The sequence below is a fragment of the Streptomyces olivaceus genome (assembly GCF_000721235.1).
In the GTDB taxonomy this organism is placed as follows: Bacteria; Actinomycetota; Actinomycetes; order Streptomycetales; family Streptomycetaceae; genus Streptomyces; species Streptomyces olivaceus.
Genome location: NZ_JOFH01000049.1, coordinates 28,989 through 53,419, shown reverse-complemented (window position 1 = coordinate 53,419; position 24,431 = coordinate 28,989). Strand labels below are relative to the sequence as shown.

Genomic DNA, 24,431 nt, shown 5'->3' with positions numbered 1-24,431 from the left:
CGTTCAGAAGCGTGGTTACCAGGGCGACCGGGCGACGAGTGCTGAGCGGAGTTCCAACCCGAGGTGCAGCTTCAGCTGCCCACCCCGGCTTCCCACTTGCGCCGGCGCAGCATGTGGTCGCTGAAGAGATGTCGGCTCCGGTCGAGCAGTTCACCCACCTCCACGTCGCCGCTCCGCCCGTCCGGGGACGGATGCCAGCGCTGCACTGATTGCGCGGCCCAGGTGCGCAGCTTCACGTCGGGGTCCTCAAGCAGACCGACCGCCGCCCGCAGTGCCACGATGCCGCCGCGTGCGTCGAGCAGCCGGAACGCACCGACGCGGACGTGCCGTGGCCGCTCGGAGCTGGTGCGCTCCGACAGCCAGTCGGCGGGCAGTTCCTTGACCGAGGGCAGTAGGGCGGCAGCGGTCTCGCGGACGACCCCGGCGGCAGGGTCATCGAGGAGTGGCCACAACTGCTCGGCATCCGCGCAGTCCAGTGCCCGCAGCCCTGCTACCGCTCGCGCCCGCACCCCGGCCGACGGGTGCGCGAGCAGCGGCTGCAGCAGCAGCGCGGCGTCCGCGCGGTTCCCGCACTCGGCCAGGCCGATGACCGCGCCGGGCGGCAACTCGGGGTCATCGGGTGCCGTGCACCGCTCCCGGTACCAGGCCACCGGGTCACCACCCTGCTGTCGTACGACATACCGGGCACAAGCACGCACGAGCGCGGAACGGTCGCTGAGAAACGGCTCGGCCTGCTTCGGTCGCCCTGCCCGTCTCAGCGCGGTGACACCGGCCGAACGGACACGCGGGTTGCGCGCGGACAGCAGTGCAGGCAGTACACCCGCGAAGGCGTCCTCATCTCCCGGAGCCGTGAGCGCCGCGGTGGCACACAGGTCCTGGACCACCGTGTCCGGGTCCCCGGCGGCTGCGCGGGCCAGCTCAGCGGGACGGAGCAGTCGGCCCTCGACAGCCAGCCGGTACGCGAACCGCCGAATGATGCGGTCGGGGTCGGCGAAGAGAACAGCGAGCTGCCCGTGGGATGCCTGGCGCAGGACCTGGCCGAGCGCATCGACGCCGAAGGCACCTCTGTCGCGGCGGCCGATGCGAAGGACGAGCGGCGTGAGGTCGAGGGCAGAGTCCACGTCCAGGGCCTCGCACAGCAGCCGCCGCGCGTGCTCGCGTACCGGGCCGACCCAGTCGGCGCAACGAATCACGACCAACGGCAGCAGCCCGGGGTACCGGACCGACTGGCGCACCGCCTCCTGACGGATCCGCCCGTCTCGGTGGCAGAGGGCGAGCGCGAGTTGGGACTCGCCGACCTGAGTCAGGTCGGCGGGCGGTGGCGCGGAGTGCTCCCACCCCGGCCGGAACAGCGGACGATGCCAGGCCACCTCACGCACTCCAGCGTCCAGCGCGATCCAGTCAGCCGGGTCGGCGACATCCAGCGTGCTTCGAAGCGGCGCACCACTCGCGAGCCGCGTTGCTGCCGCTGTCCCGTCCTCGATGTTCTCAAGCATTCCCACCCCTCACACAGTCGTACCGGGGTGATCGTAGGAGACGGGGTTCGGGTGGGGCGCGGGAAATAGCAGGCCGCCAGATCGACCGCATCAGTCAAGGCATAGAAGACAGTCCCACCTGACATGCTCCTCGAGCGGCATGATGCCGGCCGGCCCTTACGGGAATGCCAGGCACGCCTTCGCACAGGGCGGCCCACGACCATCACAAGGCACTTGGCCTGTCCCTGGACGCGTCACTCATGGCCGGGCTCGACGGCGACAACGCAACGTTCGCCCTCAGCGCCCACGCCCGGGTGCCAAGGCGCAGACCCGCGAGATGATCACCTCATGACCGAGATCATCCTGATGTCCGACCCGAAGGTCGCCGCCGTGCCCGTCCAGGAGTGCGGCGAACCGCTCGTCGACGTACGGCTCAACAGCCCGCTGCTGGTCGACACGCGCAAGTGGCAGGACTCCGCAGGCGCCTTCGCCCACCTGCGCGAAGGCGTACTCACCCGCCTCCTCGAAGCCCAGGCACAACTGCCCCCGGGACTGCGGCTGCTCTTCGTCGAGGGATACCGTCCGCCCGCCCTCCAACGCCACTACTTCGACAAGTACGCGACCCGACTGCGCACCGAACACCCCGACTGGTCCCCCGACCGAATCCGCTCGGCGGCCAGCCGCTACGTCTCCCCGCCCGAGATAGCCCCACACAGCGCGGGCGCGGCCGTCGACCTGACACTCGCGGACGCCGACGGCAACGAACTCGACCTGGGCACCCGCATGAACGCGACCCCGGAGGAAAGCGCCGGCGCCTGCTACACCCACGCCGACAACATCACCGCCGAGGCCCGCACGCACCGCACCACTCTGGGCACCGCTCTCACCTCCGCCGGTCTGGTCAACTACCCGACGGAATGGTGGCACTGGTCGTACGGGGACCGTTACTGGGCCCTGCAGACAGGAGCGGCAGCCGCGCACTACGGCCCCACCGTGAACACCGCGGAGTAACCGGGACCGGTCCCGAGACATCGGGACTAGGTTGCCCACCCCGGTCGATGGGCAACGGCGAACGGAGGCGTGAGAGTGGTCAAGCACGACGCCGAGGCGTTTCACTTCCCCGAGCAGTACGACCCACTGCCCGAACTGACCGACGAGGTCGACCGGCTGTGGCACGAGGGCCGGAACAAGTCGGCCCTCGATGTGGTCCTACGGTTCTTGCGGACCGAGGGCAGGTCCGCGCAGGCGTTCGGATGGGCCCTGATGCTCCTGCGCTCCGGCATGAGGCGTACCCCCGACCCGGGCGTGGTCGAACCGGTCACCCAGGAGCAGATCGGCAATCCCTACTTCGCCCCCGTCGCGACCGAGTGCGCCCGTTGCACGAAGTTCTGGTACTCCGCCCATGCCCAGGAGAATTTCGAGAACCTCGTCCTGTCCAACCCGATCGGCCTGCAGTGCCAGGTCTGCCGCTACTCCCTGTGCCGCAACTGCCTCGACTCGCGGAACCGGAACTGCCCGAACGGGGGCTGCCTCGGAGAACTGGGAGCGCCGGTGCTGCCGACCGGGCGCCCACTCGGGAAGCCCGCCAACCCGTACACCGAGAAGCTCGAACACGTTCTGATCCTCTGGCGGTCCACGCCGACCAGCCAGGACGAGGCCGAAGAACTGCTCGATCTGGCCTGTACCTGGCAGGAGCGGGCCGGCATCACCGTCAGGTCCCAGGTGAACCAGTCGGACGAGCGGGACGGGGAAGAAGCGGAGCGGCGCATGGGTCTCGTCCTGGTCGGTCTCTACGAACGGCACGGGATGATCAGTGAGGACGGACTGCTCCAGCGCACCCGCGTCGTACCGATCCAGTCACCCGGCCGCGGGCACCGGCTGGTGTTCGTCACCGCCGCCCCGGAGACAGGCATCGCCTCCCAACTCTCCGGGCCAGTCACATACTTGCTGTTCGACGAGCCGGACACGGACGACGAGGCCAGGCCGCCACGCAAACGCCGCTGGTTTCGCCCCGGCAGGTGAATGAGCGGGAAGGAGGACGGTGTGCCCTCAAGGAGTCCCGCACCCGCACTCGAACCACACCGTCTTGCCACCCTCCGGCCCCATTACCACACCCCACCCGTCGGCCACCGCGTCCAGCAGCACCAGCCCCCTGCCGCACTCCGCGTCGTTGCTCACGTGCGCGGTCCGCAGGGGGAGCCGGGGGCTCCCGTCGGAGACCTCCGCCCGGACACCGGCCCCGTCCGCCTGCCGCAGCAACAGCAGCGTGCAGCGGCGGTCCGGGACGTGGCGTACGACGTTGGCCAGCAGCTCGGTCACGCCGAGTTCCACCGCGTCGGACAGCTCAGCCAGGCCCCACGCGCCGAGGTATGAGCGGACAATGCGCCTGACATGCCGGGCCGAATGGGCGCCCGCGGTGAAGCTCATCCGGTACTGGTCCGGGCAGTGGCTCAGGAGGACCGGGGGGAAGTTTTCGTTCACGGCACGAGCCTGACGTCGGGCGACTACCGTGGGCTACCGAACGGATACAACCGGTCCCGCAGTGGACCGCGTTGTGCGAGAGGGGGCTCTCCGCATGACCCACGTCAACGTCCTCGACCCCGGCGCCTCACCACTCGACTACTACGGTTTCGAGCTGCGCCGCCACCGCGAGGCCGCCGGGCTGACCCAGCGGCAACTCGGGGACATCGTCAACTACACCGGTTCGCTGGTCGGTCAGATCGAGACCGCGAGGAAACTGCCGACGCCGGAGTTCAGCGAGCGGATCGACGCCGCGCTGGGCACGGGCGGGCTGCTGTCCCGGCTCGTTCACCTGGTGATGCGCAGCCAGCTACCGGCTTGGTTCCAACAGGTGGCGGAGCTGGAGGTACGGGCTGCCGAGATCTGCACCTTCCAGACCCGGATGATCCACGGCCTGCTTCAGACCGAGTCCTACGTACGGGCCGTGCTGAGCGCGCTCGACCCGACCGACCTCGACGACCGCACCGCCGTACGCCTCGCCCGTCAGCGCGTCCTGGAGAAGCAGGAACCGCCCGTCTTCTGGACGGTGCTCAGCGAGGCAGCGCTGCGTCAGGAGATCGGCGGCCGAGAGGTCATGCGCGGCCAACTGGCCCACCTGTTGTCCTTCGAGGACGACCCCCGGATCAACGTCCAGGTGCTGCCGTTCGCGGTGGGCGCACACGCGGGACTCCAAGGCTCATTCAACCTCTACCGCTTCACGCAGGACCCGGCCATCGTCTACACGGAGGGGTACGACGCGGGGCATCCGACCGCCAACCTGGAGACGGTCAGGGACTGTTCGCTCCGTTACGATCACCTCCGGGCCGCCGCGCTCTCCCTCAGGGACTCGGCGGCGTTGATCCGCCGAGTGATGGAGGAGCGCTATGGAGAGCAACGCGATACCGACGACGATCCCGTGGCGTAAGTCCAGCTACAGCGGCGACCAGGGCGGCGACTGCGTCGAGTGCGCGCCGCTCGGTCCGCTGGCCTGGCGCAAGTCGTCGTACAGCAGCGACCAGGGCGGCGACTGCGTGGAAGTAGCCGAGACGCTGCACCACGCCACTGTCGCCCTGCGCGACTCCAAGAACCCGGCGGGACCGGTCCTCACGCTTGCCTCCGCCTCCTTCACCGCCTTCGTCGGCTGGGCCGCCCACTCGGGATGATCAGGGGCCGGGCCCAGTCAACGTAACTGTTCGGATTATCGTCTTCGCCTGTGCCCTCGCTGTGCACCCCGATGACGCCGAACGGAAATCCCGACCGTGGTCCCTGCCGAACTCACCGCCCCCCGGACCGATCAGCGTCGGGACAGACGCGCGAGCGATGCCCTGCGGGCCTTCGGGCGGCGGTACCGGGTGCCGTTGCTCGCCACACTGCCCACCATTCCGCTGTACGTGGTGTGGTGGGCGTTTCTCGCCACCGGCGGCGGGGACCTCGCGGCGCAGCAGGCGTGGGCCGACTTCGCGTCGCGGCACGGGGGTTCGGCGTACGGGCTGTTCTGGTACGGCGGGATGCACACCGCCAACTACAGCGTCATCTCGCCGTATCTGATGGCCCTGGTCGGCGTGCGGACGGTCACGGTCGTGTCCGGGCTCGCCGCCTCCTGGCTGGCCGCCGTGCTGTTCGTGCGGGCCGGGGTGCGCCGGCCGGTGTGGCCCGCGCTGCTCGCCTCGCTCGCGCTGTGGTGCGACGTCGCCTCGGGCCGGACCACCTTCGCCCTCGGGGTCGCCTTCGCGCTGGCCGCCTGCGTGCCGCTGGTGCGGGAGCGGCGGCTGTACCTCGCCGCCGGGTACGCCGCCCTCGCCACCCTGGCCTCGCCGGTGGCCGGGCTGTTCCTGGCCGTCGTGGGGGCCGCGTTCCTGCTCGTGCGGGACTGGCGGCGCGCCCTGGTGCTGCTCATACCCCCGGCGGCCGTGGTCGGGCTGACGACGCTGTTCTTCCCCTTCACCGGGGAGCAGCCGATGCCGGGGGCCCGCATATGGCCGCCGGTCGTGCTCGGCCTCGCCGTCACCGTGCTGGCCCCGCGTACCTGGCGGGTGGCCCGGTGGAGCGGGGCCGTCTACGCGTGCGGGACCGTACTGACGTACCTCGTCGCCTCGCCGGTCGGTACGAACGTGGAGCGGTTCGCGGAGCTGTTCGCGCCCGCCGTGCTGCTGGCCGCGCTGCTCAGCGGCCCGCCCGCGCGCACGGCGGCGCAATCTCGCCGGTTGCTGTCGGGGCTGCTGGCCGTCGCCGTCGTCTACTCCACCGGGTGGGTGGGAAAGAAGACCGTCGACGACCTGCGGGTCTCCACCGTCGTGCCCGCCTGGGCCGCCGAGACCGACGGCGTCGTACGCGCGCTGGACGGGCTGGGCGCCGACCGTACGCGCGTGGAGGTCGTGCCGGCCCGCAACCACCGCGAGGCCGCCCGGCTCGCCCCGCACCTCAACCTGGCCCGCGGCTGGAACCGGCAGCTGGACGTGGAACGCGCACGCCTCTTCTACGACGGCAGCTTCTCGGCGGCCACCTATCGGGAGTGGCTGGACCACTGGGCGGTCGGGTTCGTCGTCCTTCCGCTGGGCAGGCCGGACGGGCCCGCCGAGGCCGAGGCCGCGCTCGTGCGGGACTCCGCGCAGCGGCCCGAGTGGCTGGAGCCCGTCTGGCAGGACGCGCACTGGCGGGTGTACCGGGTGCGGGACGCCGTACCGCTCGTCTCCGCGCCCGGCACCGTCGTGGACGCCACCGGCGCCGACCTGGTGCTGCGCGCGGACCGGCCCGGCGACGTGACGGTGCGGGTCGCCTGGTCGCCGTGGCTGCGCAGCGACGGCGGGTGCCTGGCACAGGAGGGCGAGTTCACGCGGCTGACCGTCCCGGCACCGGGCGAGTACCGGCTCAGCTCGGGGTACGGTCCTTCGCCGGAGGCGGGGGATCGCTGCTGACGTCCTGCCGCCCGGGGGACTCCTGGGCCGGGGGCGCCGCCTTCAGGGTCCTCGCCCTCGGGCCCTGGAACAGGTACGCGAGGCCGAAGCCCGCCGCGACGACCGCCGCGCCGCCGACCGCGTCGAGGATCCAGTGGTTGCCGGTCGCCACGATCGCCAGGACCGTGAAGAGGGGATGGAGCAGGCCCACGGCCTTCATCCACATCTTCGGCGCGATGATCGCGACGGCCACCCCGCACCACAGCGACCAGCCGAAGTGCAGCGACGGCATCGCCGCGTACTGGTTGGTGAGGTGCGTCAGCGTGCCGTAGTCCGGCTTCGTGAAGTCCTGCACCCCGTGCACCGTGTCGATGATGCCGAGCCCCGGCATCAGCCGCGGCGGCGCCAGCGGGTAGAGCCAGAAGCCGACCAGGGCGAGCAGCGTGGCGAAGCCCAGGGAGGCGCGGGCCCAGCGGTAGTCGACCGGGCGGCGCCAGTAGAGGACGCCGAGGACCGCCAGCGGGACGACGAAGTGGAACGACGTGTAGTAGAAGTCGAAGAAGTCCCGCAGCCAGCCGACCTTGACCACCGCGTGGTTGATCGCGTGCTCGATGTCGAGGTGCAGGAAGCGCTCGATGTCGAGGATCTGCCAGCCGTGGTCCTCGGCCCGCGCGCGGCCCGCCGAGTTGCTGCCGCCGGTCGCCGCGAGGCGGACCTGGGAGTAGGCGGCGTAGGTGACCCGGATGAGGAGCAGCTCCAGGAGGAGGTTGGGGCGGGTGAGGACCCGGCGCAGGAACGGCAGCAGCGGGACGTACTTGAAGCGGGTCGGCACGGGCGGCGCGTAGCTCGTCGGGACCGGTGAGTCGAAGTACGGCGAGGTGCGCGCCAGGAAGGGCACGGCGACGGCGGCGGCGAGGGCCGCGAGGAGGACGACGTTGTCGCGCAAGGGGTAGAGCGCGGCCATGTCCGGCAGCATCATCTTCGCGGGCAGCGTCGTCACCAGGACCACGGCGACCGGCCACACGTACCGGTCGGAGGCCTTCTTGCCGACCCGGCCGACGACCGCGGGCAGCACCCAGAGGAGCTGGTGCTGCCAGGTGGCCGGGGAGACGACGACGGCCGCGCAGCCGGTGACGGCGACCGCGAGCAGCAGCTGGCCGTCGCGGGCGTAGCGCACCGCGCGGCGCAGGGCGAGGACGGCCACGGCCGCGCCGAGGGCGAGGAAGAGGGCGATCTCCAGGGGCCCGGAGAGGCCGAGGCGCAGCAGGACTCCGTGCAGCGACTGGTTGGCGAGGTCGTCGGCCGCGCCGCCCAGGCCCACGCCGGCCAGGTGGTGCACCCAGTACGTGTACGAGTCCTGCGCCATCGCCACCCACGCGATCGCGGTGCAGGCGGCGAACGTGACCCCCGTCGACACGGCGGCCCGTCTGCGGTCGGTGAACCACAGCAGCGGCACGAAGAGCAGGACGGTCGGCTGGAAGGCGGCGGCGACGCCGATCAGTACGCCGCCCACGCGGTCGCCCTGTGCGCCGCGTACGGCGAAGCAGCCCAGCAGGACGAGGAGGACCGGGATGATGCTGGTCTGGCCGAGCCAGAGGGCGTTGCGCACCGGCAGCGACAGCATCAGCAGGCTGACGGCCACGGGCGCCGCCAGAAGCGCCGTACGGCGTCCGACCGGCTGGGGCAGGGCGCGGGCGGCGACCAGGCCGAGGGCGACGACCAGCAGCAGCGAGCCGAAAGTCCAGCCCCAGCCGAGGGCCTGCTCGGCGGCGCGGGTGAAGGGTTTGAGGACGAGCCCGACGAACGGCGTCCCGGTGAACTGCGTCGACTCGTACAGCGATCCCTCGACGTGCAGGACGCCGTGCTCGCCGACCCAGGTCTCCAGGTCCGTCAGGCGTTCCCCGCGCGGGGTACCGAGGACCGTGGCGAGCTGCCGCGCCGCGAGCACGGCGGCGACCAGCCACAGGCCGAGGCGCGCGACGCGCAGCCGTGCTCTGGTCGCGTCGGCGGCCGACGCTCCGAAGGACTCCGCCGGTCGCCCACTGTGCTCCGCATTCGCCACGCCTCGTCGGCCTCCCGCCCCGTTCGTGCCCGTACATACCGTACGTGCCGCGCCGTGCACGCAGTGTGCTGCCGTACTGCTCCGGCGCTGCCGCGTACCTGCTTCCGCGAACCCTATGAGGCTCGCACCACCCCCGGGAGGAGACGCAGGCAACCCCCGCTCAACCTGAGTGCCGCCCGCGTTTTGTCCGAACGACGATAGTGCGGAGGTGCCGCGACCGCCTCCCGCGGGAGCGAGAAGGATCACAGGTCACGTCATCGAGAACACCGCGCGGCGCGCGGATGTCCGCTGCGTGCACGGCATTTTGATGCAGTGTGCAACGAAAAGCATACCGGGCGTAAACGGAGCATCAACGCCTATGGTCGCTTTTCCGCCCGTGACCGAGCACGCTCCATGCGCTGCGCGCCGCGGGCTTCTTCCGGCCCGGCGACAGCGCCGCCGTGCGGGTCCGGGCACCCCCGTCCCCGTCCCCGTCGAAAGCAGGCGAGCGAAGTTTTGTCGGCCGCTACCGTCGCCGCCCACCACTCCTCCGACCACCCCTCCGCCCACCACGGGTCCGCACGTCCCACCGCCACCGATCCCGCCCTCGTCAGGCGCGCCGTCAAGGCGGCGGCGCTCGGCAACGCGATGGAGTGGTTCGACTTCGGCGTCTACAGCTACATCGCCGTGACGCTGGGCAAGGTCTTCTTCCCGTCGGGCAGTCCGACGGCGCAGCTGCTCTCCACCTTCGGCGCCTTCGCGGCGGCGTTCCTGGTCCGGCCGCTGGGCGGCGTGGTCTTCGGGCCGCTGGGCGACCGGGTGGGACGGCAGAAGGTCCTCGCCCTCACGATGATCATGATGGCGGCCGGCACCTTCGCCATCGGCCTGATCCCGTCCTACGCGACGATCGGCGTGTGGGCACCCGTGCTGCTGCTGGTCGCCCGGCTGGTGCAGGGCTTCTCGACCGGCGGCGAGTACGCGGGCGCGTCCACGTTCATCGCCGAGTACGCCCCGGACAAGCGCCGCGGGTTCCTCGGGAGCTGGCTGGAGTTCGGCACGCTCGCCGGGTACATCGGCGGCGCGGGGCTCGTGACCCTGATGACGGCGCTGCTGTCGGACGGCGACCTGATGTCCTGGGGCTGGCGCATCCCGTTCCTGATCGCGGGGCCGATGGGCGTCATCGGCCTGTACCTGCGGATGCGGCTGGAGGAGACCCCGGCCTTCGCGGCGGAGCTGGAGAAGGCGGAGACGGCCCGGCCGAAGGTGCCGCTGCGGGAGATGGTCACGGGGCAGTGGCGGGCGCTGCTGCTCTGCGTCGGCCTGGTGCTGGTCTTCAACGTCACCGACTACATGCTGCTGTCGTACATGCCGAGTTACCTGACGAGCGAGCTGGAGTACGACGAGACGCACGGGCTGCTCGTGGTGCTGGCCGTGATGGCGCTGATGATGGTCGTCCAGCCGTTCGCGGGCGCGCTGACCGACCGGGTCGGACGGCGGCCGGTGATCGCGGCGGGCTGCGCGGGCTTCCTGCTCCTGTCCGTCCCGGCGCTGCTGCTGATCCGCCAGGGCAGCCTGGTGGCCGTGGGGCTGGGCCTGGCGGCGCTGGGCCTGCTCCTGGTCTGCTTCACGGCGTCGATGCCGTCCGCGCTGCCGGCCCTGTTCCCGACCCGGGTGCGGTACGGCTCCCTGTCGATCGGCTTCAACGTCTCCGTGTCCCTCTTCGGCGGGACGACGCCGCTGGTGGTGACGGCGCTGATCGGGGCGACGGGGAACATGATGATGCCCGCGTACTACATGATGGCCGCGGCGGTCGTGGGCGGCGCGGCGGTCTGGTACATGACCGAATCCGCGGGCCGCCCCCTTCCCGGCTCACCCCCGTCGCGGTAGCTGCCCCGCCCCGCCACCGCGGGCAGTCATGCCGCCCCGGCCACGGGCCGGTCGCACCGCCCCAACTGCGGGCAGCAGTGCCGCCGGGGCGCTCGGGTGGTCGCAGCAACACCCCGCCGGGTCCGGGACGCTCGGCCCCCGCCCGTCCCGGACCCGAGAGAGCACGGGCCCACCGAACTCACCTCGGAGTGGCCGGCCGTTGGCGACCAGCCCCGCGAATCCGGCCGGCAGAGCGCTCGTCTCACCATGCTGCGTGCCGTACCCCGCTTGTCACTGCCGTGCCGTTGCCGACTCTCCCGACGACGGTTTCGTCGCGGGAAGCCGCACGGCGCACACGCCAGTGTCGGGGTCGCAGAAGGCGTCATGGGGGACGTCAAGGACAGTGAACGGCTGGGACGGGGAGTTCGTGTGCTCTCCCTCGCTGTCTCGTCGAGCCTGTTGGATGGCGTTTCGGTAGTCTTCCACGGTCACGACGCCGGGGACGGCGAGTCGGTTGCCGAAGACGGCATACGGAACCCCGGTGGCACCGGCTTCGCGAGCCATACCCCGGTCGGCACGTACCGCTTCGGCGTAGGCGTCTGTTGTAGCTGTCTCATGGATTTCTTCGGAGGGGATTCCCAGTCGGGTGGCGGCCTGAATGAGGTAGGCGGTGTCGTAGATGTTGGTCGCCTTGGCGAACAGATCCTGCTGCACTTGCGCGAAGAAGGAGTCGGCCTTGCCGTGCGCACGGGCCAGATGCAGGAAGCGGTGCGCGTCGAAGGAGTTGGCGCTCGGCCGGTGCGGCAGGTAGTCCCTTCCCTGGGCGCGAGCGAGGTCGGCCATACGCTGCTCCTGCTGTTCGGCTTGCGCCTGGTTCCCACCGAACTTGTGCAGTATGTACCCGAAGGCGTCGACGACGGTGTCATCGACGTCGGGGAGCAGCTCGTAGGAGTGCCGCACGACGGCGATTCGTGTGGCACCGCCCTCGGCCTCCACGGCTTCCTCCAAGCGCGGTTCAGCGAGGTAGCAGGCAGGGCAGCAGAAATCCAGCCATACATCGATGCGCAGCGGAGCCGAGAGAGATGCCGATACGGACATGGGATGGTTTCCTTCCGATTCGGAACTGGGGAATCGCAGAGAGTGACTGGGCAGGGTGATCGAAGCGGCGACGCATCCGCGCTCAGCGCCCATGAGGATCGCTCGACCACGAGCGCACCGACACCGGCCGACCCTGGTCGGAGTCGCAGGGCGAATGCGACGGTCAGGGCGCCAGCACGATCCGGCCGAAGACCTCGCCAGCGTCCATCTTCTGGTGTGCCAGGACGGCTTGGTCCAGCGGAAGCACCTCGTGCACCACGGCGGTGAGTTCACCGCGGGCCACGGCGGCGAACTGGTCACGGCGTACGGCCTGCAGATCCGCTGCGCCTACCGATGCTGCGCTGAAGGTGGCGAACGACGTCGACCTCTGGAACTGCGCCATCAGCACGCGTCCGAAGTCCACGGGCGGCTGGCCTCCAACGGCGCCGACAGTGACCATGCGCCCTCTGGGATTGAGCCGGTCCAGAAACACCGGCAGTTCGTCGCCCGCCACAACGTCGAAGATCACGCAGTAACCCGCCGGAGCATCGGCGCGACCGGCCCCGGAGCGATCGAGTACGTGCGTTGCGCCCAGTTGCCGCAGGCGGTCTCCGCGTTCGGTCGACGACGTGGTCACCGCCACCGCGGAAGCGCCCTCGCGTGTGGCCAGTTGCACGGCCATGACACCGATACTGCCCGCGGCCCCGCGTATCAACACCGCCTCTCCCCGGGCGAGATGGGCGTGCACCAAGGCGAAGTGGGCGACGCTTCCGGAGCTGCCGATGGTGACCGATTCGACCGGTGACAGTTCCGGAGGCAGAGGCACTACCTGTTCCAGCGGTACGCACGCCTGCTCCACGTAGCCACCCCCCAGGCCAGTGAAAGCCCACACCCGGCGACCGATCCAGGAATCGTCGCGCCCCTTACCGACGGCTGTTACCGTGCCCGCTACCTCACTTCCAGGGACGAACCCCTCCTCGAAGCCGTAATCGGCCAGCGCCCCACTGCGAATCTGGGCATCCATGCCGGCGACCCCCACCGCCTCGACAGCGATCAGAATCTCACCTTCGGGCGGGCTGGGCGTCGGCAGATCTACCAAAGTGAGCCCTTCGGGATCTCCATAGGTCCCGATCGCTACGGCCTTCATTGGGCATTAACCTCCACATGCTCGAATTTTCGCGTACGCACCTTGTCCACTGCACATCGCGCATACGAGATATGACCTGACTCGAAAGTAGCGGACGCCACCGTCCGGTTGGTTTAAAGTAAGAGCATGACGCGGAATTTCTCTCACTCTCTGCGCTCGGACGCGCGGGACAACCGTGATCGGCTCCTCGAAGCTGCCCGGGAACTGTTCTCGAAGGAAGGCTTGACGATTCCGACGCGGGAGATCGCCCGACGCGCCGGCGTCGGACCAGCCACCCTCTACCGGCATTTCCCTACCAAGGAATCGTTGGTCACCGCAGCCTTCGCTGACCAACTTCACGCCTGTCAAGACATCATCGACCGGGCAACCGCCGACCCCGATTCATGGCACGGCCTGTGTCGGGTCATCGAGGAAATCTGTGAACTGCACGCACGCGACCGAGGCTTTACCGAAGCCTTCCTGTCGGTCTATCCCCGAGCCATGACCGTGACCACCAGCCGTGCCCGCATACTCAGGGCCATCGCCGACTTGGCCGTCCGGGCAAAGGAGTCCGGAAACCTGCGCCCCGACTTCGAACCGGACGATCTCATTATCTTGCTCCTGGCCAACAAGGGTATCCAAATGGTACCCGCCACGGCGCAAGTAGCAGCCTCTCGACGCTTCGCTGCCTTCGTGATCCAGGCAATCACGAACTGCCCCCACAACAGGCCACTGCCTCCCACTGTGTACCTCGCCCGGGCTTTCGCCGAATCGGAAAGCGATGGGCGAACGTGCTGAGATCTCTCCCCGTCACGGCTCCGGATGGCCGGCCCACATAAACGAGGATTCAGGCCGACCGCTGCAACGCCCGGCACATCGTCCGGTCCCGCGAGCGCGTCCTGCCCGCCGGCCCGCAGCCAGTCAGCGTGGTCGCCGACGGTCTGGGCAACCAGGTGAAAGGGATGCGTCTCACGGGCGGCCGGCGTCCACACCTGCGAAGCCGGCAGCATCATGCCCAGCCCGAACGTCGCGTCGACGAGGCGGACGACGCCTCGGCCAAGGCCGCCTCCGACTGTCCTGCCGTCTGCGACCCGACCAGACGGCCTCGTGCCCACGAAGAGGATCGAACCTTGGGCGGGACTGCCGCACACCTGACGAAGAACAGTGGAAGCTGAGGACAGCCCGACCCGGGAGGTGCCGGGAAGTGTGGCAAGCGACCCTGACAACATGCGGGACGCACCACTCGCCGCGTCCCGGCCTGACCGAGGAGGGCACCCATGCCCCTCCCGCACCTACACCTCGTGGTAGAAGCCGACGTTGACGCTGCGCGGTTCCACGCGGTCCCGGACGACGACCTCGCCGCTGCCGCCCCTCGGCAGCGTCACGGTGCCCCCGTACGGCAGGGTCTGCATGTGCTCGCCGACGGTCAGCCGGACCTCGGAGGAGGGGTCCGCCTGGGAGCCGCGCAGCCAGCTCAGCCGCCACGCGCCGTCGGGGCCGCAGTGGAACTCCAGGTGGACCCGGGAGACGAACAGCCAGTCGTCCGGCGTCGACAGCCTGCACACGGACTTGTCCCGGCCCACCCGCAGCACCGCGTCCGGCTCGCTGGGCGCGTCGGCCATCTGCATGCCGGCTGTGGCGCCCTCGTCCGCCGCGGTGACGGTGGCCATGGTGAGTTCAAGCACGTGTGCTCCTTGCTGGGACCGGACGGGGACCCGACGGGGACCTGAGACGTCGCCGCCGCATGATAGATCGACCGGTGGTGCGGTGTCCGGCACACTGGGTGCATGACCGAGCGAAAGCCACCCGGCGTCGACTTCGAGTCCTGGGTCGACAAGCAGATCCGAGACGCGGACGCGCGCGGCGAGTTCGCCGAGTTGCCCGGCGCGGGCAAGCCGCTGCCCGGTGAGTTGGACAGCACCTACGACGAACTGTGGTGGGTCAGGCGCAAGATGGCCCGCGAGGGGTTCTCCGTACTGCCGCCCACCCTGGCCCTGCGCAAGGAGGCGGAGGACGCCCTGGAGGCGGCCCTCGACGCACCGTCGGAGCGGATGGTCCGCCGGATCGTCGAGGAGGTCAACGCCAAGATCCGCGAGGTCATGTTCAAGCCGCCGCCCGGCCCCCCGCTGGGCAAGAAGCCCTACAACGTCGAAGAGGTCGTACGGCAGTGGCGGGAGCGCCGGGCGGGGCGGTAGCGCCGACCGGTCAGGCGTGCGCCAGGCGGTCCGCCAGCTCGCGGTAGTCCCGCAGGGCCAGGCGGAGTTGTTCGGTGTCCGCGCCGAGGGCGGCGGCCTCCTCGCCGGTGCGCTCGCCGGTGCCCTGCCAGGAGGTGCGCAGGTCGCGTCGGCGCTGTGCCACGGCGTCGGTGAGGCGCGCGGCGATCTCCTCCAGGACGCGGTCGGCCTCCTCGACGGAGGCCCGCGGCGCGTCGACGAACCCGGTCACCGCGTGGTGCAGACGCCGCCCCAGTTCGTCGGACTCCTCGCGCGGGAGGAGCGGCCCGGAGGCGGTGCCGGGGCCGGTCGCGGTGCCGGGGGCGACCGCGGGGGCGGACTCGGGCACAGGCGGGGGTTCGGGCGCACGGTCGGGTTCGGTGTCGAGGGCGGGTTCGGTCGTGGGGGCGGGCTCCGCCGCGGGGGCGGGTTCGGCTGCGGGGACGGGTTCGGTCACGGGGATGGGTTCCGTCGCGGTGCCGGGTTCGCGTGTCACGTCGGGCATGCTCCTCAGCTCTCCTTCGGCCGGCGCTTGCCGAGCGACCACCCGTGCGGCGCACGAGCGGCAGGCTCGGAAGCGGGGGTGGACGCGGGGGTGGACCCGGGCGCGGATGCCGGACCGGACGCGGCTGCGGGGGCGGGGGCGACGCGCGCACCGGTCCCCGGCCTGCCGTCGTCGTGGCGGCCCGGACGCACCAGCTGCTCGAACAGCGCGCGGGCCGCGACCAGGGCCTCACGCAGCTCCTCCGTGTCCGACGCGGCGGCCGTCCCCGCGCCGCCGCTGCCCGCGCCTGCCGTGTGCGTCTGCGCCTGCGCGTGCGTCACGCGGTGCACGCGCCGGTAGCCGTCGACGTGGTGGGCGTGGTGTACGGACAGCGCCGCGAGCTGCTCCTCGTACTGCGCGCCGTCCGGATAGCCCCGGGCGCCGGCCAGCTCGGCGAGCAGGCGGTCCGCCTCGCCGACCGCCTCGCGCGGGGAGTCGACGAAGTGCTCCTGGGCCGCGGTCCAGCGGGCCTCGAAGCGCTCGCGCTCGGCGGGCTCCAGCGGCCGTGTGTGCAGCGACCCGTGCCGCCGCACCCGCTCGGAGAGTTCGCGCTCGGCGGCCTTGGTGTCGCCGTCGTGCCGGACGACGGCCCGGTCGTACTCCGGGCCGAAGCGGCGCTTCAGGCTCCCGCCGTGCTGTGGGCCCCGTGCGCGCAGGGCAAGGACGGCCGCGACGACGAGCACGGCCGCCACGATCACGATCAGAACGATGATCACGCCTGTGGACATGAGTGCCTTCCGGGTTTCGTCCCGACCGGCCCTCGGAACGGGCCGGTTCGCCGTTCGTGTTGCCCGGCAGTGCCCCCTCAAACGGCCGCCGGCCTCCGCCCGGCCTCCCGGGGCGGGAAAACACGCTTGCGCCCCGCACGGGCGCCCTCCCGACAATGCCGGTCATGGACTGGACCGTTGCCCCGGAACCGTACGACTCCCCCGTCGCCGCCGCCCTTTGGCGCGCGTACTACACGGAGGTCAGCGACCGCTGGTACCAGCTGCACGAAGGACGGGACACCGAACCCGGCGAGCTGGAGCGGGAGATCGCCGCGCAGTCCGGCGCCGAACTCGTACCGCCCCGCGGCGTTCTCCTGGTCGCGCGGTACGCCGGTGAGGCGGTGGGCACCGCGGGCGTACGGGTCCTGGACGCCACCACCGCCGAACTGACCCGGGTGTTCCTGCACAAGCAGGCACGGGGCCGGGGCGGCGCGGCGCTGCTCGTGCGGGCCGCCGAGGACGCGGCGCGGGCGCTCGGGGCGGCGCGCGTGGTTCTCGACACGCGCGGCGACCTCGTGGAGGCCCGCGCTCTCTACGCGCGCCTCGGATACACCGAGACCGAGGCGTACAAGGAAGACCCGTACTCCGAGCACTGGTTCACGAAGAGACTCACGAACCCGTCGGCCGATGGGGTCAACCAAGGGAACTCAGACCGGATTTGACCGTTCCAGCCTCGCGGAAGTCCGGATTCCGGGGGCGTGTGCGCGGAAGTGTGGAGAAGATCTGCATAATCTCTGAAGGTCGCGAGGGGAGTCGCGAGGGGCTCGGGGGGAGGGGACGAAACGTGGAGCAGCAGAAAGAACCGTCGCAGCAGCGGCCCGCGGGGGCCCCGTGCCCGGAGTGCGGCACGCCCAGAGCGGCGGACCACACGCCGTCCTGCGCCTGCGGAACCCGGGCGTCCGCGGCCCTGCGGGACGCGCGCACGGCCCAGGCGGCAGCGGCGGAGGACTTCAACCCGCTGCGGATACGCCCGTACGTCGAACTGGACGGCACCGAGGGACCGCAAGGGCCGCCGGGAGCGCCGGGGACTCCGGGGCCCGCGGAGGCCGCGCCGGACGCACCAGCGCCCGCCACCGAAGCACCCGGCGCCAATGCCGACGCCGACGCCACCATGACCCTGCGCGCCGTCGACGCGGGCGCGCCACCCGGCGCCGCAGCAGCCAAGGCCGACCCCGGTCCCGAGTCCGGTACCGGGTCCGAGCCCTCGCTGCCGACGCCCCTCGCCCCCTCCGCCGGTTCGCCCAACGCGCGCGACCTGCGCCTGTTCGAGACCTCCGCCACCGCGCCCCTCCCGGCCGTGACCGCCCGTACGGACGAGACCGGCGGCGGGAGCGACGGCGGGACCGGCGGCGCCAGGAAGCCGCGCAGGCGGCGCAAGGGCGTCCTGCTGAGTGCCGCCGGGACGGTGGCGGTCGTATTGGGGGCGGCCGGCTTCGCGAGCGGGCTCTTCTCCTACGAGACCCCGTCCCGGGACGGGGCGGCGCCGGACGAGGTGCGGGCCGGGGTGCCCGACCCGTCGTCCACCCAGGCCACGCCGGACGCGGAGCCGAGCGAGCCCTCCGCCCCGCCGTCCGCCTCCGGGTCCCCCGGCCCCTCGGTGTCCGCCTCCGCCGGTGCGGGTGCTCCGGAGTCGCCGTCCCCGTCGGCATCGGCGCCGAGCACCTCGTCCGCACCGTCCCGGTCGGCCGAGCCGTCGCCGACCGCCTCGCCCACGCCGACCGAACAGGCCTCGCAGGAGTCCGGCGACGACGGTCCCGACTTCTATGCCGGCCCGGAACTGCGCCGCGGCGACCAGGGCCCCGAGGTCGCCGAGCTCCAGCAGCGCCTGGCCAAGGCGGGCGTCTACGCCGGTGACCACGACGGCCGGTACGACCGCCGGGTCGAGGAATCGGTCCGCACCTTCCAGTGGTGGCGCGGCATCCACTCGGACGAGAGCGGCGTCTACGGACGGGAGACCCGCCAGCGGCTGGAGTCGGAGACAGGGGACCTGTAGCCGGCACCCGACCCTCCCGGCACCCGGCCCTCCCGGCGCCCAGCCCCTGCGCCCGGCCCTCCGGCACCTGGCGGTCGGCACCTGCCGGAGACGTCAGCCGATGTGCAGGCGCAGCGTGCCGTCCCCGAGGGCCTCGACCCGGACCCGGGTCAGGTCCTCGACGACCACGTCCGGCCCGTGGAAGCCGGCCCGCGGCCCCACTCCGACGACCCGCATGCCCGCGGCGCGCGCGGCCTGGATCCCGGCGCCGGAGTCCTCGAAGGCGACGCAGTCGGCAGGGGCGATGCCCAGTTCGGCGGCGCCCTTGAGGAAGCCCTCGGGGTCGGGCTTGCTGGCGCCGACCGACTCGGCGGTGACCCGGACGTCCGGCAGCGCGAGCCCGGCCGCGGCCATCCGCGCGGTGGACAGGGCCACGTCGGCCGAGGTCACCAGGGCGTGCGGCAGGCCGTGCAGCGAGGCGAGGAAGGCGGCCGCGCCGGGGATCTCGACGACGCCCTCGGTGTCGGCGGTCTCCTCGGCGAGCATGCGGGCGTTGTCCGCGTAGTTCTGCTCCATGGGCCGGTCCGGCAGCAGCAGCGCCATGGAGGCGTACCCCTGCCGCCCGTGGACGACCTTCATGATCTCGTCGCCGTCCAGCCCCTGCCGGTCGGCCCAGCGCCGCCAGACGCGCTCGACGGCGGCGTCCGAGTTGACGAGGGTGCCATCCATGTCGAGCAGCAGGGCGCGGGCGGGCAGAGCGGTGGTGGCGGTGGCCGTCATCGGCAGACTCCAGGACGCGGGAACGAAACGGCGCGGAAAGGAAACGCGGAAGGAAAACAAGGTGGCCCCGCCCGCCGGTCAGGGAAACGGGCGGGAGCCACTTTGTTCATCCACGGTACAAAACAGAGGGGGCAGCGCGCCACCGGCCCGCCGGACGTTCACACGCCGTTCAGCCCGCTCGCCCGCCCTCACCCGGTACCGACGGGCGGTCAGCCGACGATCGCCTCTCCCAGGCTCCACACGCCGAGACCCAGCATGAGCAGCGCCGCAATCTTGGTGATCAGCCGCAGCGGCACCCGCTTCATCAGGGCCTTTCCGCCGACGATGCCGAGTCCGGCCACCGCCCAGAGCGCGAGCACCGCACCGAGGCCGACGGAGAGCGGATCGTCGTAGCGGGCCGCGAGGTTGGCGGTCATGATCTGCGTGAGGTCACCGAACTCGGCGACCAGGATGAGCATGAAACCCGCCCCGGAGACCTTCCAGAAGGACTGGTCCGCCGGCTTGCGGACCTCCTCCTCGTCGTCGTCCTTCTTCAGCAGCAGCACGGCGGCGCCGCCCAGGAACAGCACACCGGTCACGGCCTGCACGATCTGCTGCGGCAGCAGGGTCAGGACGCTGCCGGCCGCGACGGCGAGCACGACGTGCAGCAGGAAGGCGGCGGCCACGCCCGCGAAGACGTACGAGGCGCGGTAGCGGGTGCCGAGGACGAGACCCGCGAGCGCGGTCTTGTCGGGCAGTTCGGCGAGGAAGACGACACCGAAGACGAGCGCCGTCACGGTCAGGCTGATCAAGGTTCCTCAATCGGTCGGGGCTGCCCCACCGAGAGTGCTGATCTCGTGGATTCCACGATCTCCGCTTCGCGCGACACCTCGGCACGGCAGCACACTGATCCGCCCCTGCCGTACGGCACGGGCGTGCACTGCTTGCCGAAGGTCTCGCTGGCCTGCCCCGTGAACGAGGCCTGCCTCCGGGCGCCGGCTCAGACGAGCTGAGCAGTATGTCGACGGTCCGGCGAAGAGCTACTCCCCTTCTGCGCCCTCCATGGTACGCGACCCGCGCGCACTCCCCGGGAGCCCGGAAATCCCGCCCCTCGGCAGCCTCCGGCCGCACCGCGGTCCCGCCGGACCCCTAGACGTGCCATGCACACGTCACTAACTTCTTACCGACCGCACACCTGTGCGCCATGCGGCGTCGCGAGCATTCCCCTGCCCGCACCCCAACGCCCCCACACCCCAAGGGAGTTCGCATGCCGAAGTTCTACGCGCGTCGACGGCTCGGTTTCCTCGCCGCGTTCACCGGGCTCATAGCCTCCGCCGGGCTCCTCAACGGCCCGGCCGCCTCCGCCGCCCTCCCCACCCCGGTCAGCGCCGCCACCGCCCGCACCTACCTGTCCTCGCTCACCGTGGCCACCGAGGACCGCACCGGCTACGACCGCGACCTCTTCCCGCACTGGATCACGCAGTCGGGCTCCTGCAACACCCGCGAGACGATCCTCAAGCGCGACGGCACGGACGTCGTCACCGACTCCTCCTGCGCCGCCACCAGCGGCAGCTGGTACTCCCCCTACGACGGCGCCACCTGGTCCGCCGCCTCCGACGTCGACATCGACCACGTCGTCCCGCTCGCCGAGGCCTGGGACTCCGGCGCGGACTCCTGGACCACCTCGCGCCGGCAGTCCTTCGCCAACGACCTGACCCGGCCCCAGCTCCTCGCGGTCACCGACAACGTCAACCAGTCCAAGGGCGACCAGGACCCCGCCACCTGGATGCCCTCGCGCAGCGCCTACCGTTGCACGTACGTCCGCGCCTGGGTGCAGGTGAAGCACTACTACGACCTCTCGGTGGACTCCGCCGAGAAGTCGGCCCTGCAGGGCTATCTCGCGGACTGCTGACGCGACCTCCACCGGCTGTTCGACGCGGATCCTCCCCATCGGCCTCCGTCGTTCCGTACCGTACGGGGCGACGGAGGAGAGGATGATCACCATGGCCGGACTGCGCCTGGGGCCACTGCTGAGGTACACCGACGGCTCGTGCGCGACCGTCTGGGTGGAGACCGACGGGCCCTGCACCGCCGAGGTGCGCTGCGCCGACGGCGCCCGCGGCACGACCCGCACCTTCCAGGTCGCGGGGCACCACTACGCCCTCGTCCCGGTGGGCGACCTGACACCCGGCACGGCGACGGAGTACGAGGTGCTCCTCGACGACGCCCCGGTGTGGCCGCCGCCGGACTCGCGCTTCCCGCCCTCCGTGATCGCCACGCCGACCGACCAGGACGGCCTGCGCGTCGCCTTCGGCTCCTGCCGCTGGGCCGCGCCGCCCTCCGGCGGCAAGGACAAGGTCGGCCCGGACGCGCTGGACACCCTCGCCGGCCGCGTCGCCGCCGACCCCCGCGGCGCGCGACCCGACGTGCTGCTCCTGCTCGGCGACCAGGTGTACGCCGACGAGACCTCCGACGCCACGCGCCAGTGGCTGGCCGGCCGCCGCGACCTGAGCGAGCCGCCCGGCGACCAGGTCGCGGACTACGAGGAGTACACCCGCCTCTACTACGAGTCCTGGCTCGACCCCGAGGTGCGCTGGCTGCTGTCCACGGTGCCCAGCTGCATGATCTTCGACGACCACGACGTCATAGACGACTGGAACACCTCCGCCGCCTGGCTCGCCGACATGCGGGCCACCGACTGGTGGCAGGAACGGCTGCAGAGCGGGCTGATGTCGTACTGGGTGTACCAGCAGCTCGGCAACCTCTCCCCGGACGAGCTGGCCGCCGACCCGCTCTACAAGTCGGTGTGCGAGTCCGACGACGGCACCGACGCCCTGCGCGCCTTCGCCGAGCGCGCCGATGCCGACCGGGACTCCGTCCGCTGGAGCTACCGGCGCGACTTCGGCCGGACCCGGCTGGTGATGGTGGACTCCCGCGCGGCGCGCGTCCTGGAGGAGGACCGGCGCGCGATGCTCGACCAGGGCGAGGCCGCCTGGCTGCGCGAACAGGTCCTGGACGACCGGGAGTCGTACGACCACCTGCTGATCGGCACCTCCCTGCCCTGGCTGCTGCCGCACTTGGTGCACGACATGGAGGCGTGGAACGCCGCCATGTGCGGCGGCGTACGCGGTGAGCGCTGGGCGCGGCGCGGGGAGCGGATCCGGCGCGCAGCGGACCTGGAGCACTGGGCGGCCTTCCCGTCGTCCTTCGACGCCCTGGGCGACCTGATCGCCGAGGCGGGCACCGGGCCGGGGGCGCCCGCGACGGTGAGCGTGCTCTCGGGCGACGTGCACCACGCCTACGTGGCCGAGCCGTCCTGGCCCGACCGCACGCCCGACGCCAAGGTCGCCCAGCTGACCTGCTCCCCCGTCCACAACTCCGTGCCGCTGTCGATACGCCTCGGGTTCCGCTTCGGCTGGAGCGCACCGGCACGCGCCCTGGGACGGCGCATCGCCCGGCACGGCCGGTGCACGCCGCCGGCGGTCCGCTGGCGCAGGAGCGGCGGCCCCTGGTTCGGCAACCAGATCATGACGCTGACCCTGCGGGGACGCTCGGCCCGGCTGCGCCTGGAACAGGCCCGCACCGAACGCGACGGGACCACCGCGCTGCGGGTGACGGCGGACCGGGAGCTGGCCTAGAGCCTGGCGTCAACTCCTGTTCACCTCGCGACGCCATGCACGCACTCTCGCCGCACCGGGCCCTGGCCCCTGGAAGCGGGCCCTGATCCGGCCTCGGGCACGGCACCGCCATGCCCCACCGCTTCGGGTGGCGCCGCTGCCCGCGCCGCCGAGGCCGCCTCCCGCCTGTGAGCCTGTGCGACGGCCGTGTCCGTTCGCCCGGCCCGGGCGCGGTCGACGTGGATGCGCGAGGGTGTGGTCGATGCGGAAGGTGTCTGCCCCGCGTCGGCCGCCTCCTCGTGCCGGGTGCCCATGAGGCCCGTCCCCTGCCTGCAACGACTGGCGGCAGGGTCGATGGGAGGGGTGGTGCGCTGCGGGTCCGGCGCCTTCTTGCCTGTTCAGGTCGCAGGTCCCCCGGGACGCACGGTCCGGAAGGTGGTGCGGATCTCCTCGGTGAGAGCGGCGGGCTGTTCGAGGGCGGCGAAGTGCCCTCCGCGATCGAGCCGACCGTAGTGCAGGAGGTTGGGGTAGCGACGCTCGATCCAGCGTCGCGAGGCTTGGACGGCCTCGCCGGGGAAGACACTGAACCCGGCCGGGACGGGATTCGGCTCAGCGGTGCCGCCCGGCTCCTGCCGCGCCTCCCAGTAGAGGCGCACGGAGGAGGCGCCCGCGTTCGGCAACCAGTACAGCATGATGTCATCCAGGATCTCGTCGCGCGGGACGACCGTCTCGGGGTCGCCGTCGCTGTCGGTGACATCCTCGAAGAGGGTGTAGATCCAGGCGGCAAGTCCGGCGGGGGAGTCCGCGAGAGAATAGCCGATGGACTGCGGCCGGGTGGCCTGCTCCTTCGCGTAGCCGGACAGGACGTTCTCGTAGCGCTGCGTCCTGGCCAGCATGCGCTGTTCTTCGGGTGTCGCCGCTTCGATCTCGTCGGCGGTGGGGAAGACCAGGGGCAGGTTGACGTGCATGCCGAGGAAGCCCTTGGGGGCCTTGCGGCTGATCGCCTCGACGACGGCGGATCCCCAGTCGCCGCCCTGTGCGACCCATGTGCGGTGGCCGAGGCGGTCCATGAGCTGGATCCAGGCGTCGGCGACGCGGGCGACTCCCCAGCCGGTGGTGTCCGGCTTGCCGGAGAAGCCGAAGCCCGGCATCGAGGGGATGACGACGTGGAACGCGTCCTCGGCCCGGCCGCCGTGCGCGAGAGGGTCCGTCAACGGACCGACCATGTGACGGAACTCGAGGACGGACCCGGGCCAGCCGTGGCACAGCAGCAGGGGAAGCGCCGAGGGCTCGGGCGAGCGAGCGTGCAGAAAGTGGACATCGATCCCGTCCAGGACAGTACGGTACGACCCGATGCCGTTGATCTCGTCCTCGCAGCGCCGCCAGTCGTAGTCGCGGGCCCAGTGGTCGCACAGTGCGCGGATCCGGTCCAGCCGAGGGCCCTGGTCCGCACCGGTTTCCCGGTCCGGCCACCGGGTGTCGGCCAGTCGGCGGGCGAGCCGGTCGAGGTCCTGCTGATCGACCGAGACGGGGAACGGCTCGATGGCCGCAGGCTGGGGCATTACGGATCTCCTTGTCGGG

At 71.5% G+C, this 24,431-nt stretch carries 23 protein-coding genes; 12 read left to right on the top strand and 11 right to left on the bottom strand.

Translation table 11 applies throughout. From position 1 onward, the window contains the following. Positions 1–71: 71 nt before the first annotated feature. Positions 72–1,496: a hypothetical protein gene (locus IG94_RS0134700; protein WP_031046852.1), complete on the bottom strand. Its 1,425-nt coding sequence runs from the start codon at positions 1,494–1,496 to the stop codon at positions 72–74. Positions 1,497–1,823: 327 nt separating this feature from the next. Here IG94_RS0134700 and IG94_RS0134695 point away from each other — a divergent pair, with 327 nt between their 5' ends. Together IG94_RS0134695 and IG94_RS0134690 are read left to right on the top strand one after the other, a co-directional pair. Beyond that, positions 1,824–2,486 (top strand): M15 family metallopeptidase, encoded by a 663-nt coding sequence (locus tag IG94_RS0134695; protein ID WP_031046850.1) that lies wholly within the window; start codon positions 1,824–1,826, stop codon positions 2,484–2,486. Between the two features lie 75 nt (positions 2,487–2,561). Continuing rightward, on the top strand, positions 2,562–3,497 hold the full coding sequence (locus tag IG94_RS0134690) for a hypothetical protein (protein WP_031046846.1): 936 nt from the start codon (positions 2,562–2,564) through the stop codon (positions 3,495–3,497). A gap of 27 nt (positions 3,498–3,524) precedes the next feature. Here IG94_RS0134690 and IG94_RS0134685 read toward each other — a convergent pair whose 3' ends face one another. Beyond that, positions 3,525–3,956, bottom strand: coding sequence for an ATP-binding protein (locus IG94_RS0134685; protein ID WP_031046843.1), 432 nt, complete (start codon positions 3,954–3,956; stop codon positions 3,525–3,527). Positions 3,957–4,050: 94 nt separating this feature from the next. Between IG94_RS0134685 and IG94_RS0134680 the strand changes: the two genes are divergently transcribed. The 3 genes from IG94_RS0134680 to IG94_RS0134670 all read left to right on the top strand — a co-directional run bounded on the left by IG94_RS0134680 (position 4,051) and on the right by IG94_RS0134670 (position 6,889). Next, positions 4,051–4,899, top strand: a complete 849-nt coding sequence (locus tag IG94_RS0134680) for a helix-turn-helix domain-containing protein (protein ID WP_031046841.1) — start codon at positions 4,051–4,053, stop codon at positions 4,897–4,899. Continuing rightward, a complete protein-coding gene (locus IG94_RS0134675; protein ID WP_031046837.1) occupies positions 4,859–5,137 on the top strand; it encodes a DUF397 domain-containing protein in 279 nt (92 codons plus the stop codon). Before IG94_RS0134680 ends, IG94_RS0134675 begins: the two co-directional genes overlap by 41 nt. 96 nt (positions 5,138–5,233) lie before the next feature. Then, positions 5,234–6,889 (top strand): NACHT domain-containing protein, encoded by a 1,656-nt coding sequence (locus tag IG94_RS0134670; protein WP_031046834.1) that lies wholly within the window; start codon positions 5,234–5,236, stop codon positions 6,887–6,889. Here IG94_RS0134670 and IG94_RS0134665 read toward each other — a convergent pair. After that, positions 6,843–8,930 carry a bifunctional glycosyltransferase 87/phosphatase PAP2 family protein gene (locus tag IG94_RS0134665; protein ID WP_031046830.1) on the bottom strand — a complete coding sequence of 696 codons (2,088 nt, stop codon included), beginning with the start codon at positions 8,928–8,930 and terminating at the stop codon, positions 6,843–6,845. The genes IG94_RS0134670 and IG94_RS0134665 overlap by 47 nt on opposite strands. A gap of 495 nt (positions 8,931–9,425) precedes the next feature. On the opposite strand from IG94_RS0134665, the gene proP reads away from it, so the two are divergent. Continuing rightward, positions 9,426–10,796, top strand: coding sequence for a glycine betaine/L-proline transporter ProP (gene proP / locus IG94_RS0134660; RefSeq protein WP_031046827.1), 1,371 nt, complete (start codon positions 9,426–9,428; stop codon positions 10,794–10,796). 270 nt (positions 10,797–11,066) lie between these two features. On the opposite strand, the gene IG94_RS0134655 is transcribed toward proP, so the two are convergent. Next, a complete protein-coding gene (locus IG94_RS0134655) occupies positions 11,067–11,873 on the bottom strand; it encodes a DsbA family oxidoreductase (RefSeq protein ID WP_031046824.1) in 807 nt (268 codons plus the stop codon). Between the two features lie 163 nt (positions 11,874–12,036). After that, a complete protein-coding gene (locus IG94_RS0134650) occupies positions 12,037–12,999 on the bottom strand; it encodes a zinc-dependent alcohol dehydrogenase family protein (RefSeq protein ID WP_031046820.1) in 963 nt (320 codons plus the stop codon). Between the two features lie 126 nt (positions 13,000–13,125). On the opposite strand from IG94_RS0134650, the gene IG94_RS0134645 reads away from it, so the two are divergent. Beyond that, a complete protein-coding gene (locus IG94_RS0134645; protein ID WP_052411008.1) occupies positions 13,126–13,776 on the top strand; it encodes a TetR/AcrR family transcriptional regulator in 651 nt (216 codons plus the stop codon). Between the two features lie 494 nt (positions 13,777–14,270). Here IG94_RS0134645 and IG94_RS0134640 read toward each other — a convergent pair whose 3' ends face one another. Next, positions 14,271–14,663, bottom strand: coding sequence for an FHA domain-containing protein (locus tag IG94_RS0134640; RefSeq protein WP_031046815.1), 393 nt, complete (start codon positions 14,661–14,663; stop codon positions 14,271–14,273). Positions 14,664–14,765: 102 nt separating this feature from the next. Here IG94_RS0134640 and IG94_RS0134635 point away from each other — a divergent pair, with 102 nt between their 5' ends. Continuing rightward, positions 14,766–15,173, top strand: a complete 408-nt coding sequence (locus IG94_RS0134635; protein WP_031046812.1) for a DnaJ family domain-containing protein — start codon at positions 14,766–14,768, stop codon at positions 15,171–15,173. Positions 15,174–15,183: 10 nt separating this feature from the next. On the opposite strand, the gene IG94_RS0134630 is transcribed toward IG94_RS0134635, so the two are convergent. After that, positions 15,184–15,696: a hypothetical protein gene (locus tag IG94_RS0134630; protein WP_031046810.1), complete on the bottom strand. Its 513-nt coding sequence runs from the start codon at positions 15,694–15,696 to the stop codon at positions 15,184–15,186. 5 nt (positions 15,697–15,701) lie between these two features. Further along, entirely contained in the window at positions 15,702–16,463 is a 762-nt protein-coding gene (locus IG94_RS0134625) for a hypothetical protein (protein ID WP_031046807.1), read from the bottom strand. A gap of 164 nt (positions 16,464–16,627) precedes the next feature. On the opposite strand from IG94_RS0134625, the gene IG94_RS0134620 reads away from it, so the two are divergent. Together IG94_RS0134620 and IG94_RS0134615 are read left to right on the top strand one after the other, a co-directional pair. Beyond that, entirely contained in the window at positions 16,628–17,164 is a 537-nt protein-coding gene (locus IG94_RS0134620; protein WP_078892540.1) for a GNAT family N-acetyltransferase, read from the top strand. Positions 17,165–17,286: 122 nt separating this feature from the next. Then, complete coding sequence (locus IG94_RS0134615; RefSeq protein ID WP_031046801.1) at positions 17,287–18,495, top strand: peptidoglycan-binding domain-containing protein; 1,209 nt, start codon at positions 17,287–17,289, stop codon at positions 18,493–18,495. A 93-nt stretch (positions 18,496–18,588) separates the two neighbouring features. Here the strand turns inward: IG94_RS0134615 and IG94_RS0134610 are convergent, their stop codons facing one another. Next, on the bottom strand, positions 18,589–19,254 hold the full coding sequence (locus IG94_RS0134610; protein WP_031046800.1) for an HAD family hydrolase: 666 nt from the start codon (positions 19,252–19,254) through the stop codon (positions 18,589–18,591). 209 nt (positions 19,255–19,463) lie between these two features. Then, positions 19,464–20,045 (bottom strand): TMEM165/GDT1 family protein, encoded by a 582-nt coding sequence (locus IG94_RS0134605; protein WP_031046799.1) that lies wholly within the window; start codon positions 20,043–20,045, stop codon positions 19,464–19,466. A 455-nt stretch (positions 20,046–20,500) separates the two neighbouring features. On the opposite strand from IG94_RS0134605, the gene IG94_RS0134600 reads away from it, so the two are divergent. Both IG94_RS0134600 and IG94_RS0134595 read left to right on the top strand, forming a co-directional pair. Beyond that, entirely contained in the window at positions 20,501–21,145 is a 645-nt protein-coding gene (locus IG94_RS0134600) for an HNH endonuclease family protein (protein WP_031046798.1), read from the top strand. 91 nt (positions 21,146–21,236) lie between these two features. After that, positions 21,237–22,871: an alkaline phosphatase D family protein gene (locus IG94_RS0134595; protein WP_031046796.1), complete on the top strand. Its 1,635-nt coding sequence runs from the start codon at positions 21,237–21,239 to the stop codon at positions 22,869–22,871. Positions 22,872–23,248: 377 nt separating this feature from the next. On the opposite strand, the gene IG94_RS0134590 is transcribed toward IG94_RS0134595, so the two are convergent. Beyond that, positions 23,249–24,412: an epoxide hydrolase family protein gene (locus IG94_RS0134590; RefSeq protein ID WP_031046795.1), complete on the bottom strand. Its 1,164-nt coding sequence runs from the start codon at positions 24,410–24,412 to the stop codon at positions 23,249–23,251. Between the last annotated feature and the right edge of the window lie 19 nt (positions 24,413–24,431).